This is a genomic window from Phycicoccus mangrovi (assembly GCF_018729305.1).
GTDB classification, from domain to species: Bacteria; Actinomycetota; Actinomycetes; order Actinomycetales; family Dermatophilaceae; genus Phycicoccus; species Phycicoccus jejuensis.
In genome coordinates, this window is sequence record NZ_JAHHWP010000011.1 from 83,481 (window position 1) to 97,657 (window position 14,177).

Annotated in this window: 12 protein-coding genes; 5 read left to right on the plus strand and 7 right to left on the minus strand. The window is 75.6% G+C overall.

All coding sequences use genetic code 11. The features are described from left to right. The first annotated feature begins 38 nt into the window (after positions 1–38). Positions 39–1,613 carry a hypothetical protein gene (locus KMZ30_RS09115; RefSeq protein ID WP_215512649.1) on the plus strand — a complete coding sequence of 525 codons (1,575 nt, stop codon included), beginning with the start codon at positions 39–41 and terminating at the stop codon, positions 1,611–1,613. 86 nt (positions 1,614–1,699) lie between these two features. Here the strand turns inward: KMZ30_RS09115 and KMZ30_RS09120 are convergent, their stop codons facing one another. The 5 genes from KMZ30_RS09120 to KMZ30_RS09140 all read right to left on the minus strand — a co-directional run bounded on the left by KMZ30_RS09120 (position 1,700) and on the right by KMZ30_RS09140 (position 5,987). Next, complete coding sequence (locus KMZ30_RS09120) at positions 1,700–3,166, minus strand: WXG100 family type VII secretion target (protein WP_215512650.1); 1,467 nt, start codon at positions 3,164–3,166, stop codon at positions 1,700–1,702. Continuing rightward, a complete protein-coding gene (locus tag KMZ30_RS09125; protein WP_215512651.1) occupies positions 3,166–4,650 on the minus strand; it encodes a S8 family peptidase in 1,485 nt (494 codons plus the stop codon). The genes KMZ30_RS09120 and KMZ30_RS09125 overlap by 1 nt, the downstream gene beginning before the upstream one ends. Then, positions 4,650–5,237 (minus strand): hypothetical protein, encoded by a 588-nt coding sequence (locus tag KMZ30_RS09130; protein WP_215512652.1) that lies wholly within the window; start codon positions 5,235–5,237, stop codon positions 4,650–4,652. Before KMZ30_RS09130 ends, KMZ30_RS09125 begins: the two co-directional genes overlap by 1 nt. A gap of 117 nt (positions 5,238–5,354) precedes the next feature. Continuing rightward, positions 5,355–5,645, minus strand: coding sequence for a WXG100 family type VII secretion target (locus KMZ30_RS09135; RefSeq protein WP_036829365.1), 291 nt, complete (start codon positions 5,643–5,645; stop codon positions 5,355–5,357). Between the two features lie 24 nt (positions 5,646–5,669). Beyond that, positions 5,670–5,987, minus strand: coding sequence for a WXG100 family type VII secretion target (locus KMZ30_RS09140; RefSeq protein ID WP_215512653.1), 318 nt, complete (start codon positions 5,985–5,987; stop codon positions 5,670–5,672). A gap of 230 nt (positions 5,988–6,217) precedes the next feature. On the opposite strand from KMZ30_RS09140, the gene eccD reads away from it, so the two are divergent. The 4 genes from eccD to valS are packed head-to-tail and all read left to right on the plus strand — an operon-like array spanning position 6,218 to position 12,803. Then, positions 6,218–7,552 (plus strand): type VII secretion integral membrane protein EccD, encoded by a 1,335-nt coding sequence (gene eccD / locus KMZ30_RS09145; RefSeq protein WP_215512654.1) that lies wholly within the window; start codon positions 6,218–6,220, stop codon positions 7,550–7,552. A 1-nt stretch (position 7,553) separates the two neighbouring features. Next, positions 7,554–8,885 (plus strand): type VII secretion protein EccB, encoded by a 1,332-nt coding sequence (gene eccB / locus KMZ30_RS09150; RefSeq protein WP_215512655.1) that lies wholly within the window; start codon positions 7,554–7,556, stop codon positions 8,883–8,885. Beyond that, positions 8,882–10,129 (plus strand): S8 family serine peptidase, encoded by a 1,248-nt coding sequence (locus tag KMZ30_RS09155; protein ID WP_215512656.1) that lies wholly within the window; start codon positions 8,882–8,884, stop codon positions 10,127–10,129. Before eccB ends, KMZ30_RS09155 begins: the two co-directional genes overlap by 4 nt. A gap of 43 nt (positions 10,130–10,172) precedes the next feature. Further along, the gene (gene valS, locus KMZ30_RS09160) at positions 10,173–12,803 is read left to right on the plus strand and encodes a valine--tRNA ligase (protein ID WP_215512657.1); all 2,631 of its coding nucleotides are present in this window, start codon (positions 10,173–10,175) and stop codon (positions 12,801–12,803) included. A 98-nt stretch (positions 12,804–12,901) separates the two neighbouring features. On the opposite strand, the gene KMZ30_RS09165 is transcribed toward valS, so the two are convergent. After that, positions 12,902–13,381 carry a hypothetical protein gene (locus KMZ30_RS09165; protein ID WP_215512658.1) on the minus strand — a complete coding sequence of 160 codons (480 nt, stop codon included), beginning with the start codon at positions 13,379–13,381 and terminating at the stop codon, positions 12,902–12,904. A gap of 106 nt (positions 13,382–13,487) precedes the next feature. Then, positions 13,488–14,165 (minus strand): hypothetical protein, encoded by a 678-nt coding sequence (locus tag KMZ30_RS09170; RefSeq protein WP_215512659.1) that lies wholly within the window; start codon positions 14,163–14,165, stop codon positions 13,488–13,490. Positions 14,166–14,177 lie beyond the last annotated feature (12 nt).

Here is a 14,177-nt window from a genome sequence, read left to right on the forward strand (position 1 = left end):
GGGCCGGATCGAGTGCGGGAGAACGACGGGAGGGCCCGGTGGACGGGACGACGCAGCAGCTGACGCTCGTCGCGGACGAGCGCAGCTACGACCTCGTCGTCCCCGTCGGCACCCGCGTCAGCGAGGTCCTCTCGGTCCTCGGCATCTCCTCGAGCGCCACGCCGAGCTCGGTCGCGACCGCCGCCGGCCACGTCCTCGGGCCGCAGGACCGGATCTCGGGTGACCTGCCCGCCGGCGCGGTCCTCACCGTCGTCCGGACCACCACCCACGCCGTGCACCGCGGGGTCGTCAGCCTCGACCGGTCCTCCGCCGCCCCCGGCGCCCGCCCGTCGGCCCCGGCGTGGGCCGGTGGGTCTCGCTCGCCGTCCGTCGCGACCGCCGACCCCTCGGTCTCGCTCGTCGACGACGCCACCCAGCGGCGCGACGCCGTCGACGACGTCGACGCCACCGTCAGCCGCTCCGCGCTGCACCACCCGCGGCGCCGTCGTCGCGGGCCCGGCCGGCGCTCCGCCCGGCGCGCCTCCGACCTCGGGCCGGTGCTCGTCGCGGCCAGCGCCGTCGTCGCGCTCGTCGCCGCGGCGCTCGCCCTCGCCGCGCCGGCCGGCGCGACCGACCAGGTCCTCGACGCCGCAGCGGTCCGCTGGGCCGCGAGCGGAGTGCTGCTGGCCGCCGCCGTGGCCGCCGTCCTCCTCACGCCCCGGCACCGCAGCGGTGCCGCGCTCGTCCGGCTCGTCGGCGCCCCCGCGCTCGCCGGGGCCGCGGGGCTGCTCGTCCCACTCGCGTCCTCGCCCTCGCGGGTCGCGGTCGCCGTCGTGCTCGCGGCCGCGCTCGGGGCGGTCGTCCTCGCGCTCGCGTCGTCCGACGGCTCCCCCGCCGACCGGGCGGAGCGGACGGCGCTGGCCTGCCTCGGCGGCCTCGCCGCCCTCGTCGCCGGGACGGTGCTCGCCGAGCAGCCGGTGACCGTGGCCGCCGCCCTCGTCGTGGGCCTCGCGCCGGTCGTCGTCCGCGCGCTGCCGAGCGCCAGCCTCGACATCGACCAGACCCAGCTCGTCGACACCGACCGCCTCTCGACGACCGTGTGGTCGGTGCGCGAGCGGCACGCCGCGCGTCGCCGCCGCGTCACCGCCACCGACGTCCGCGACCGCGTCGCGCAGGCCCGCTCGGTGGTCTCGGTCGGCACGACCTACCTCGGCGTCCTCGCCGTCGTCGCCGGATGGGTCGTCGCGCTCACCGAGCCGCTGTCGACGCTCGCGCCGTGGTCGCGCTGGGCGCTCCTCCTCGCCTCGGCCGCGGCGCTGGGGTACCAGGCGCGGCACGTCCGCGACCGGCTGGCGCGCGCCGCGATGCTCGCCACCGCGGCGTCCCTCACCCTCTCGACCTCGGTCGCCGTCGTCGACTGGGACGGCGGCTGGCGCTGGGGCGTCGTCGCCGGGGCGGTCGTCCTCGGGGTGGCCGCGGTCCTCGGCGCGATCGCACTGTCCGGGGGCTGGGCCTCGACCCGGCTCTCGCGCGGCGCGGACCGGCTCGAGGCGCTCGCGGTCGTCCTCGCGCTGCCGCTCGCCGTGGTGGCCGGTGGCCTCGTCGAGGCGCTGCGCCGGTTCACCTCCGGCTGACCCCGGCCACGACGAGGTCGCCCCGACACGCCGGAGCGCCCCTCCCCCGGGCGGGGAAGGGGCGCTCTCGACGCTGGTGCGGGGCGTCAGCGCCACACGGGCGGGGTCGCGTCGTCCTCGCCCTCGAACCAGGTCTCCTCGTCCTCGTGCGTCAGGTGGTCGACGTCCTGGGCCTGCTCGTCGCGGCCCCGGCGTCCACCGCGCCCTCCGGACGCGGCTCCGACGGCACCCTTGGCCCCGGCGCCCCGGCCGCCGCTCTCGCCGACCTTCGGGACCCCGTACTTCCCGGTGCTGCGCGACCCGGTGACCCCGGCCGCGCCACGACCGCCACCGGCGCCCCGGGCACCACCGCGCGCGGCGGCACCCTGACCACCGGGGGCGACGGTCGTGCGCCCGGCCGCACCGGCTGCCCCGCGACCCGCGGCTCCGGTGGCTCCACGGCCCGCGGCGGAGGTGCTGCCGGCCACCAGGCCGGGACGGCCGGCCGCGCCGGCGGCCCCGAACGCGCCGCCACCCATCCGCCCGAGCACGCCCTTGCCGAGCAGCGCGGCGCCACCCATGAGGGCTCCGCCGCCGACCGCCCCGGCGCCGCCGAGACCTCCGGCACCGCCGGAGACCGAGCTTCCGGCCGGTGACGTACCGGCCCACCCGGTGCTGCCTGCGCCGCCGGGCGTGACCGTGCCGGTCGTACCACCGTCGAGGTGGACCGGGGTCGGCGTCGGGCTGACCGGGCTCACCGGGGTCGGTGGGTCGACCGGCGGGTCGACGGGCGGGACCGGTGTGGGCGGCTGCGGGTTCTCGACGACCGGCTCCTGCACCCAGCCGGTCGGGTGCGACACGTGGTAGACGCCGCCGCCCCCGCCACCGCCCGACGGCGCGACGTACGAGCCACCGCTGGGGCCGCCACCCGACGGGTAGCCACCCCCGCCGCCGCCCCCGCCGGAGGACCCGGGGTCGATGGTCACGGAGTCCTGCGCGGCCACGGGCATCTGCTGGGCCGCTCCACGGATGCCGGAGCCGAAGCCGGCGAGCACCGTCGCGGACTGTTGCTCACGCTGCTCGCGCTGCGCCGCGACGGCCGCGTCGAAGCCGGCCTGGTCGAAGACCGTGCCGTCCGGCGCGGGCTGACCGCCCTGGCGCGCCTGGGTGTGCTCGTAGGACGAGCGGTCGACGTCGGTCGAGATCGTGCGCACCGTGTTCTGGTACGCCTGCCGCGCCGTGTCCGCGGCGTCGGCGGCCTGGGTCAGCCCGCGCTTGATGCCGGTGATCTCCTCGGCGCGGTCATCGAGCTGGCTTGCGAGCTTCTGGAGCGTGCCGTAGGCCGCATCGGCGGCCGGGCCCGTCCACGGTCGGTCGGCCCCCTGGAGCTTCGTGATGACCGAGCGCACCTCGGTGGCGAGGTTGCTCACCGTGTCGGCGGTCGTCCCCCAGTCGTCGGCGGTCATCCGCACGAGGACCGTGGAGAATCCGTAGATCCCGTAGAGCTTGCGCTCGTTGGGCCCCGCGTCGGCCGGCAGCGCCGGGTTGCTCGGGCCCTCGTCAGGAATGACCATCAGTGGTTCCTCCCCTCGGCGCTCGCGGCGCCGTCCGTCGTGGTGCTGGTCGTGGTGGCAGAGGTCATCGGTGCGGGTGACGTCCCCGCGGCAGCACGGCGTCCGCGCAGGGCGAGCCCACCTCCGGCGAGCAGCAGGAGCACGAGCCCGGCGGCGCCGAGGAGCAGCCACGGCGGCCCGCCCGAGCCGTCGTCCCGGACGGCCGGAGCCGCCTGTACCGCAGGCGTGCCGGACGGGGTCGCAGTGGCGGTCGGGGACGTCGACGGGCTCACGGAGCCCATCGACGTCGGCGCCGGCAGGCTCATGGACGTCGCGACCTGCTGCGGCGTCGGTTCGTCGTTCTTGCCGGTGCGGACGAACGGGTTGTCCTCGGGCAGCGTCGACGGGTCGACCTCCACGGCGTCGGCGGGGTCGAAGATGCCCCAGCCGTAGGCGAGGTTGGCGCTGCGCACGGTGGGCAGGTCCGCCCCGCTGCGCCGGAACCAGGTCTCGTACCCGCTGCCGCTCTTCTTCTCGCGCAGGCCCACGTTGTCCTTGACCGCGTGGAGGATCTGGCCGGCGCTGGCGTCCGGGTGGGCGGAGCGCATCGCCGCGATGCCGCCGGCGACGATCGCGGTGGCGATCGACGAGCCCGAGACGACGGTGTCGCTGTGCCAGCCGGAGGCGTCGTAGCTGCCGGCCATGACGTCCTTGCCCGGCGCCGCGAGGGCGAGGAACGCGCTGCCCTTGATGCCGAACTCCGGGATCCGGCCGGCCGAGTCGACGCTGTTCACCGCGAGCACCCCGTTGCCCTCACCGGGCCACACCCCCGACTTCGCGTCGTTGGGCGTGCCGGCGACGACGATCGCGTCGGCCCGGTAGGCCGCGAGGAGGGCGTCGACGGTGTCGCGGTCGTAGCGGCCGACGAGACTGATGCTGATGACGTCGGCGCCGTCCGAGGCGGCTCGCTCGATGGCGCGGGCGATGCCGTCGTCGACGCTCTCGCTGTCGTCCGACGGGCAGGTGGGCCGATCCTTCGCGTCCCGGTAGAAGGCGGCATAGTGCCGGATCGTCGCGTCGGGCGCGATGCCGCGGATGCCTCGGCCGCCCGGTCCCGTTCCCTTCCCGGAGCCGGCGATGAGCGCCGCCATGCTCGTGGCGTGCTCGGCGGGCTTGCCCGTGGCCGACGGCGAGCGGAGGGGGGCGTCGTAGCCGTCCTTCCGGCAGAGGCTCCGGCTGGAGTCGACCTTCCCCCGGAGCTCGGGGACGTCGGCGTCGATCGGCCCGTCGATGAGGGCGACCGTCACGCCCTTGCCGGTGCCCCGGCGGTTGAGCTCGTCGACGCCCATCGCCGTGCGCCACCACTCGCCCGGGGACGCGGCCGCCGACAGGCGGTCGGGCGCCCCGGCGAGGAGCCCGGCCGTCGCTGGCGTGGCCGCGGCGCCGGCCGCCGTGGCCACGAGGGCCAGGGCGAGCGCGGTGGCGTGCCTGCGGGCTCGACGCATCAGCCGACGTCCATGCCGCTGGAGGACGGCGGGGTGGACGGCGTGGCGCCGCCGCTCGACGGACCGGTCGGGGTGGAGGCCGGCGTCCCGCCCGCACCGGTGTCGGCACCGGGGTCCACGGGGTCGGTGGGCGCGGGCGCCGCCTCGGCGATGCGCACCTGGGCCGCGCTCCCCTCGACCGCGGCCTCGTCCCGGGCCGCCTGCTGCGTCTGCTGCGAGGCCGCGAAGTCGTCAGGGTCGACCCACCGCGCCTGCAGGGTCTGGAAGGCGTCGCCGGAGGCCTCGTCGCGCTCGCGGATCTCGGCGCCGGCCTGCGCCAGCGCCTGCGCGGCGGCGGTCAGGTCGTCACGGATGCCGCGCAGCGTCGCCTCGTAGATGTGGGCCGCGGCCGTGTAGACGGTCGCGAAGTCCTGCGCCTCCGGGATCTCGCCGAAGGTCGAGCGCGAGGCGACGGTGTACTCCACCGTCCGCAGCGCGTCGTGGGTCGAGCTCGTCCAGTCCTGCTCGTAGTCCAGCCCGAGCGTCTGGAGGATGCTCGGGTACTGGATCGGTCCAGCGCCCGGTCCGCCGTCGTCGAGTCGTGGCACGTCGTCTCCTCGGTCCTTTCCGTCACGGGCGCCGTGCGCCCGCGGTCCTCCCCGTCACGCCGCGGTGCCGGTGCCTCCCGAGGAGGCACCGGCACCCGGCGCGTGCACGTCGGGCGCTCAGCCCCACATGTTGGTGTTGCGCAGCTCACCGGCGAGGTAGTCCTCCTTGGAGGAGATGACCGCCTGGCGGACGTCCATGAGGAGCTGCTTGCACTCCTGGATCTGCTTCTCCCAGTCGGCCTGGGCCTTCGAGTACGCGGCGCGGGCCGAACCGTCCCACTGCTCCACGTACTTGCTGAGGTCGTTCTTCATGTCGCCGAGCCGGCCCTCGATCTGGCCGAGGCCCTTCTGCATGTCGTCGACGAGCGCGTCGATGCCGGCGCCGCCGACCTTGATTCCGTCACCCATGATCGTTCAGTCCCCTTCGTCGGCTCAGCCGTTGCCGAGCATGCTGCTGTACTTGCTGAGGTTCGACGACGCGGCGGCGTCGTCGGCGTCGTACTGGCGCTGCGTGCCGGTGAGGTTCGCCTCGAACGTGTCGAGCACGTCGACGATGTCCTGCGTCTGCACGTTCCACGCCTCGCTGACGTTCTGGAAGCTGGCAGCGCCCTGCCCCTCCCAGTGCGCCTTGACGGCCTCCATCTGCGTGCGCAGGTCGTTCACCTGCTTGCGGAGGTCCCCCCGCGCAGCCGAGACGATGTCGGCGCTGGCCTTGACGACGCCTGCGCCGGCCCTGAACTGGTCACCCATGCTGTGTCCTTCCCTCGTGCGACGACGATCGTGCCGCAGCCGTTTTCACTGACCCCCTGAAGGGCTGGTGTCCATCGGACGTGGTTCCGGTGCGGCCCCTCGTCCTGCACTGGACCCTACGGTGCCATGCGAAAAGGGTCGATGGGGAGAACTCCCCGAACCCCACGCGTCTATGCTCGGGGCGCGTCGGGACCGGCACCGGGCCGGCCGTCGAGGGGAGAGTCGAAACCGTGAGCCAGTCCAGCGCCGCCTCCGCGTCGCTCGTCCGAGTCTCCGTCTCGTCGGGGACCCGTCGCGCGGATCTCGGTGTGCCGGGCGGCATCCCGGTCGTCGAGATCGTCCCCGAGCTCGCGCGCGAGCTCGGTGTCCTCGACCCCGAGCAGGCCACGCACGGCTTCCGGCTCGTCGCGGGCGGTGGGACCCTCCTCGACCCCGACCGCTCCTTTGCGGCCCAGGGGGTGACCGACGGGTCGGTGCTGAGCCTCGAGGTCGTCGATCCCTCGACCGACAAGGTCTACGACGACGTCGTCGAGGCCGTCGCGGACGTCGTCGAGACGCAGTTCGCCCCGTGGACCGCACGGCACAGCGCGGGCACGGCGGTCGGCGCCTCCGTCGTCCTCTTCCTCTGCGCGGCCTGGGCCCTGTTCACCGCCCGGGACTCCGGGCTGCTCGTCGCGGCGGTCGCGCTCGCCGTCGCCCTCCTCCTCGTCGGGTCGGCCGCCGTCCTCCACGCGCGGGCGCAGGCCGGCGGCGCGCTCGCCCTCGCGCTCACCGCCCTCGCGTTCGCGGCGACCTCCGGCAGCGCGGTCGCCCCGGCCGACGCGCTCTGGGGCCGCGGCCTGGTCTGGGTCGGTTCCGCCGTCGCGATCGTCGGGCTCGCCGCGGCCCTCGTCGTGGCCCGGCACCGCCTGGTGCTGGCCGCCGGCGCCGTCGTCGGTCTCGTCGCCACCGCGGTCGGCCTCGCCACCGGGGTGCTCGAGGTCGACGTGACGACGGTGTGCGCCGTCGTCCTCGTGCTCGCGGTCGTCGTCGGCAACGTCCTCCCCTGGGCCGGTCTCTCCTCGAGCCGGCTCAGCTCGCACGCACCCCGGACCGAGGCCGAGATCGAGGCCGACGTGCCCGAGGTCGACCGCGAGCGCGTCCGCGGCCAGGTGGCCCTCGGCCACGAGGTGATGGTCGCCGTCGGCCTGTCGACCGGCGGGGCGGCGCTGCTCGTCACGCCGCAGCTCGTCGCGGACGGGCTGGCCGGGACCGCCCTCGTCCTCGCCGGGTGCGCCGCCACGCTGCTGCGCACGCGGCACGCCCGCACCCGCACCACCGTGGTCATCGCGATGGCGACGGGCATCCTCGGTGTGGCCCTCGCCGCCGTCGTCGCCGCGCTGACGCACCCGACGTGGCGCCCGGCCCTCGCGGTGCTCCTCGGGGCGACCGGCGCGGTCGTCGTCGCGCTGGCCGTCCTCGCCCCCCGCACCCGGGTCCGCCTCGGACGGGTCGCCGACGCCCTCGACGGCGTCGCGCTCGTGTCGCTCCTCCCCCTGGCCGCCGCCACCGTCGGGATCCTCTGACGTGGCGACGAAGAAGGACCTCGTCGAGGCGCAGTCGTTCAGCCGGCGCCGGCTGACCACCGCGTTCGTCAGCGGCGCCCCGGGCGGTCGCGAGGTCGAGCCCGACCGCCCGCTGCGGGCCGTCGTCGGCGGGCTCGCGCTCACCGTCGTGCTCGTCCTCGGCAGCATGGCCTTCGGGTACCTGCGCTCGTCGCTGCCGGACGACTGGGGCAACGACCGGCTGGTCATCGCCGAGGACAGCGGCGCGCGGTACGTGTCCATCGACGACGCGCTGCACCCGGTCGTCAACACCGTCAGCGCCCGCCTGCTCATCCCGAGCAACCAGTTCAAGGTGCTCGCCGTGCCGGACGAGGAGCTCGCCGACAAGAAGCGCGGCGCGACCCTCGGCATCCTCGGCGCCCCCGACTCCCTCGCCCCGGCCGACCGCCTCGTCAACACCGGCTGGCTCTCGTGCCTCGGTGCGGGACAGCAGGTCTCGTCGGCCATCGGTCCGAAGCGCCGGGCCGAGCCCGCCGTCCGGGCCGCCGTGCTCGTCCGCTCCGACGACGCGGTGTTCGTCGTCGCGGACGGGATGCGCTACCCGGTGCGCGCCCGCGACCTGTCGGCCGTCTCGGTCGCCCTGCGGCTCGACGGGCGCCCGCCGGTCGCCGCCCCGGCCGCGTGGCTCAACCTCTTCCCCGAGGGGCCGGCGCTCGGCCCGCTCACCGTCGACGACCTCGGGAAGCCGCTCCCCGGCCTGCCGCCCGGCGCCTCGGTCGGGTCCGTGCTCGAGCTGCAGGACGACGGTCGTCACTACCTCGTCACCCCCCGCGGCACCCTCGAGCCGCTGCCCGACGTCGCCCTCGCGATGTACCGCCTCGGCTCGGGGGCGTCCGCCGACGTCCTGCCCGTCGAGGGCGCGCAGATCGCCCGCCTCCAGGTGGAGCCGCAGCGCACGGCCCCGACGGCCTGGCCCGAGAAGCTGCCGACCGCCCTCGAGACCACGCCGTGCGCGACGCTGACCGCCGCCGCGAACACGGCCCCCGTCGTCGCGCTGACGACGGTCACCAGCGACCCGCCGGCGTCCGACCGCGGCCGCACCGTCGTCGACACCGGGTCCGGGGCGCTCGTCCGGGCGGTGTCGGGGCAGGTGCTCGGCAAGGGTCCCGTGCTGGCCGTGGACCAGACCGCGACGGCCTACTCGGTCGTCGGCGCCGACACCGAGGTGCTCGCGCGCCTGGGCTACACGCCCGGTGACGTCGTGCCGGTCCCCGCGGCCTGGACCGAGCTGTTCCGCTCGGGCCCGGCCCTCGGCGAGGACGCCGCCCGCACGGTCGTCTCGGGCACGTCGTGACCTCGCGGCGCCGCGCGGCCCGCATCGCCGCGCCGCTCCTGCTCGCGAGCACCGCCGTGCTCCCCTCGGCCGCACCGGCGCTCGCCTCCACCGGGTCCGCCCCGGCAGTGACTGCGGCCCTGCCCTCCGCGGCCGAGCAGTGCGAGGAGGGCCGGACCCAGTGGGTGACCGACACCCCGACGGCCCTGGTCCGGCTCGGGTCCCGCACCGCCTGGACGATGGCCACCGGGCGGGGTGTCACCGTCGCCGTCGTCGACAGCGGGGTCGCCCGCAACCAGCACTTCACCGGCTCCTCCGTGCTCGACGGCCGGAGCCTCGTCGGGGGGTCGGCCCGCACCGACACCCGCCTGCACGGCACCGCGGTCGCCGGCATCATCGCCGCCCGGTCCGTCGGCTCGAAGTCCGGCGTCGAGGGCCTCGCCCCGGACGCCCGCATCCTCCCGGTCAAGGTCGTGTCCGACGATCGCACCTCGCAGGAGGGGCCGGACACCGACGCCGGCACCCTCGCGGAGGGCATCCGGGCCGCGGTCGACGGCGGAGCGAAGGTCGTCAACGTCTCGCTGAGCACGGCCGGTGACGACTCCCGCCTGCGGTCGGCCGTCGAGCACGCACAGCGCAAGGGCGCCCTCGTCGTCGCGGCCGCCGGGACGAGCACCGAGCAGGACCCCGTGCGCGGCCCGCGCTACCCCGCCGCCTACCCCGGCGTGCTCGGGGTCGGCGCCAGCGACGCGGACGACCGTCCGGCGAAGGGGTCGGTCACGGGGTCGCACGTCGACGTCGCGGCGCCCGGCACCGACGTGCTGACGACCTTCGGCGCGTGGGGCGACTGCTACCTGTCGTCCGACGAGGGGTCGACGAGCTACGCCACCGCGTACGTCAGCGCGGCGGCCGCCCTCCTCGCCCAACGTTTCCCGTCGGAGGGGCCGCAGCTGTGGGCCCATCGCCTCGAGGTCACCGCGGCTCGCGACCGGCGCGACGCGCGCGACGACGCCGTCGGCTGGGGCGTCATCCAGCCGGTCGAGGCGCTGACGGCGGTCCTCGACGCCGGGATGGCCGGGCCGCCGCTGCCCGGCACGACCGCCCCGCCGCGTGCGGAGGCCGCCACGACCCGCCTCGAGGTGCGTCCGGTCGCGGACCCGCGCGCCGGCGAGCGGCGACAGGTGCTCTGGGTCGCCGTCGCGGCCGGCAGCGCCCTCACGGGGCTGGCGCTCGTGCGCCTCGCACGCCGACGCCGCACCGGCTGAACCCGGATGAGGGCACCCTCCGCGGTCTGGGAGGATGTCGGCCATGACCGAGCACGCCTCCCCCACCGCCGCCTCCGCCATCCCGGACCGGCCGTCCCTCGACGGCCTGGAGGAGAAGTGGGGCGCGGTATGGCAGGAGCAGGGCACCTACGCCTTCGACCGCGAGGCCGCCCTCGCCGGTGACCGCTCGCAGGTGTTCTCCATCGACACCCCGCCGCCGACGGCCAGCGGCTCGCTGCACATGGGCCACGTGTTCAGCTACACGCACACCGACTGCATGGCGCGCTACAAGCGCATGCGCGGGTTCAACGTCTTCTACCCGATCGGCTGGGACGACAACGGCCTGCCCACCGAGAAGCGCGTGCAGAACTACTACGGCGTGCGCGGCGACGCGTCGCTGCACCACGACCCGGACTTCGAGCCGCCCTTCCGCGGCAACGCCAAGAGCACGAAGGCCGCCGACGAGATGCCCATCTCGCGCCAGAACTTCATCGAGCTCTGCGACGAGCTGACCGTCAAGGACGAGGAGGCCTTCGAGTCCCTCTTCCGCCGGATCGGCCACAGCTACGACTGGTCCATCGGCTACCGGACGATCGACGACCACTCGCGCGCCACGTCGCAGCAGGCGTTCCTGCGCAACGTCCGTCGCGGCGAGGCCTACCAGTCCGAGGCCCCCGGCCTCTGGGACGTCACGTTCCAGACCGCCGTCGCGCAGGCCGAGCTCGAGGCCCGCGACTACCCCGGCGCGTACCACCGCGTGGCGTTCCACGGCGCCGACGGCCCGGTGCACATCGAGACCACGCGCCCCGAGCTCATCCCCAGCTGCGTGGCCCTCATCGCCCACCCGGACGACGAGCGCTACCAGCCGCTGTTCGGCACGACCGTCCGCACGCCGCTCTTCGGTGTCGAGGTGCCGGTCGTGGCGCACCCCGCCGCCGAGATGGACAAGGGCGCGGGCATCGCGATGTGCTGCACCTTCGGCGACCTCACCGACGTGCTCTGGTGGCGCGAGCTCCGCCTGCCGACCCGCTCGCTCGTGACCCGCAGCGGCCGGATGCAGTCCGAGACCCCCGAGTGGCTCGTCGGCTCGGCGGGCGAGGCCCTCTACGCCGAGCAGGTCGCCGGCAGGACGGCGTTCTCGGCCCGTGAGGCCATCGTCGGCGCGCTGCGGGAGTCCGGCGACCTCGACGGCGAGCCGAAGCCCACGCAGCGCAAGGCCAACTTCTACGAGCGCGGCGAGAAGCCGCTCGAGATCGTCACGACCCGCCAGTGGTACATCCGCAACGGCGGGCGCGAGGCCGACCTCAACGCGGCGCTGGTCGAGCGCGGCGACGAGGTCGACTTCCACCCCGGCTTCATGCGCAACCGCTACTCCAACTGGGTCCAGGGCCTCAACGGCGACTGGCTCGTCTCGCGCCAGCGCTTCTTCGGCGTGCCGATCCCCGTCTGGTACCCGGTCGACGCCGACGGCGAGCCGGACCACGACCACCCGATCCTCCCCGACGAGTCCGAGCTGCCCGTCGACCCCGCGGCGAACCCGCCGGCCGGCTACAGCGAGGACCAGCGCGGCGTGCCCGGCGGCTTCGTCGGCGACCCCGACATCCTCGACACCTGGGCCACGTCGTCGCTCAGCCCGCAGATCGCCGCCGGCTGGCGCGGGCGTGACGGCGTCGACCCGGACCCGTTGTTCGAGAAGGTCTTCCCGATGGACGTGCGCCCCCAGGGCCACGACATCATCCGCACCTGGCTGTTCTCGACGGTCGTGCGCGCGCACTTCGAGCACGGCAGCGTGCCGTGGACGAACGCCGCCATCTCGGGCTGGATCCTCGACCCGGACCGCAAGAAGATGAGCAAGTCCAAGGGCAACGTCGTCACGCCCGAGGACCTCCTCAAGGAGCACTCGGCCGATGCCGTCCGCTACTGGGCGGCGAGCGGTCGCCTCGGCGCCGACGCGGCCTACGACGTCGGGCAGATCAAGGTCGGCCGGCGGCTGGCCATCAAGGTCCTCAACGCGAGCAAGTTCGCCCTCTCCTTCGGCGACGTCGAGGGGGACCTCGCCGCGCAGGTCACCGACCCGCTCGACCTGTCGGTGCTCGCTGCACTGCGCGAGGTCGTCGAGAAGGCGACCGCCGGCTTCGAGGGCTGGGACCACACCCGCGCCCTCGAGGTGACCGAGTCGTTCTTCTGGACCTTCTGCGACGACTACCTCGAGCTCGTCAAGGACCGCGCCTACGGCTCGCGCGGTGACGCCGAGGCCGCCTCCGCCCGCGCCACGCTGCGCCTCGTCCTCGACGTCGTCCTGCGCCTGCTGGCGCCCGTCCTCCCGTACGTCACCGAGGAGGTCTGGAGCTGGTTCCACGAGGGCACGGTGCACCGCGCGCCGTGGCCGACCGCCGACGAGGTGCCGGCCGGTGGCGACCCCGCCGCGCTGCCCGCCGTCGGGGCCGCCCTCGCGGTCGTGCGCAAGGCCAAGTCCGAGGCCAAGGTCGGGATGCGGGCCGAGGTGCCCACCGCGACGATCGTCGCCCCGGCCGCGCTCCTCGAGCACCTGCGCGCCGGCGAGGCGGACCTGCGGGCCGCCGGCCGGCTCACCGGGTCGCTCGAGTGGGCCGAGGGCGAGGAGGTCGCGACGCGCGACCTCGAGCTCGTCCCGGTCCCCAAGCCGACCGCCTGAGGTCCCCTTTCTCGCCGGGTGCGCTCTCACCCGTCGAGTGAACAGAACACGCCGTCTGCGGAATCCCGCACGCGGCGTGTCCTGTTCACTCGACGGGGTCAGGCGGGCGGACGGGAGCGCCAGCGCAGACGGACCCGCTCCGGCCCGTCGTGCTCCGTGACCGCGTCCAGCGCTCCGGACCGGACGCAGGCGACCGCCTCGTCCACGGCGGCCGGCAGGTCCCCGGGCTCGCGGACACCGGTCCAGCACACCGCCCCACCCAGGTCCTCCTCGGGGCCGAAGCGCTGGACCTGCACCCAGCAGCGGGCCCACGGCGGGAAGCGCAGCGCCCACGCCCCGGCGCCCAGGACGAGGCAGAGCGGCGCCACGACGAGCGCGAGGGGCATCGGCACCGCCGCCGCCAGCAGCCGCCCCAGCCAGAAGCCGACGGCGGCCCCGAGCAGCGCGTGCCGCACAAGGTGCCGGCGGTCCGTGCGGACCGCGTAGGCGGTGCCGGCCGGCGAGAGGACGACGACCCGGCCGAGCTCCTCGACGAGCGCGGCGGCTCGTCCCGGGGCGAGGTCGGGCGGCAGCGGCACGAGCGCAGCGTAGACCGCGCGCGCCCGGGCGCTCTCACCCGTCGAGTGAACAGAACACGCCGTCTGCGGAAGCCCGCACGCGGCGTGTCCTGCTCACTCGACGGGTTCAGGCGGGCATCGGGCCGAGGGACGGGGCGCCCTGGCGCGCCTCGACCCGGCGCAGGCCCGTCGGCCGCACCGCCACCCAGGGGACGTCCCAGCCGGACAGGCGCATCCGGTGCTGCACGACCTCGTCCCGGCGCAGGTGGCCGACCCGGCCGGTCCCGGGGTCGTAGACGTCGAGCATCCGGTCGCCGTCGCCGGGCAGGACGAGGACGACGTGGCGGGGCAGCAGCGCGTTGCCGATGTACAGCAGCGCCGGCTCGCCGTCGGCGACGACCTGCTGCAGGGTCTCGAAGCGCTCGACCAGCCCGTACTCGTCGGCGCCGCGCAGCAGGTCGAGCGTGTAGCGGGTGCCGAGACGGGCGGCCCCGAACTCCAGCTCGCGCAGCGCACCCCACGGCGGCGTGCCGAGCGCCCGCGGCCAGGGCAGGTTCGGGCGCCGACCACCCGAGAGCACCCCGTTCGTGCGTCGCATGACGACCCGCTCGTACGCGGCGAAGCGCTCGGCCTGGGTGGCCCCGGCCGGTGAGCCGGGCGGGTGCGGGTCGCCCGTCCGGACCCACGACGCGAAGACGGGGTCGACGAGCATCCGGGCGACGGTCAGGCACGCCGACCCGCAGGTGACCGGCGACTGCTGCACCGGGCCGGTGTCGCCGGCCCGCAGCCGGAAGGTCGTCGCCACGGGCACATCGTC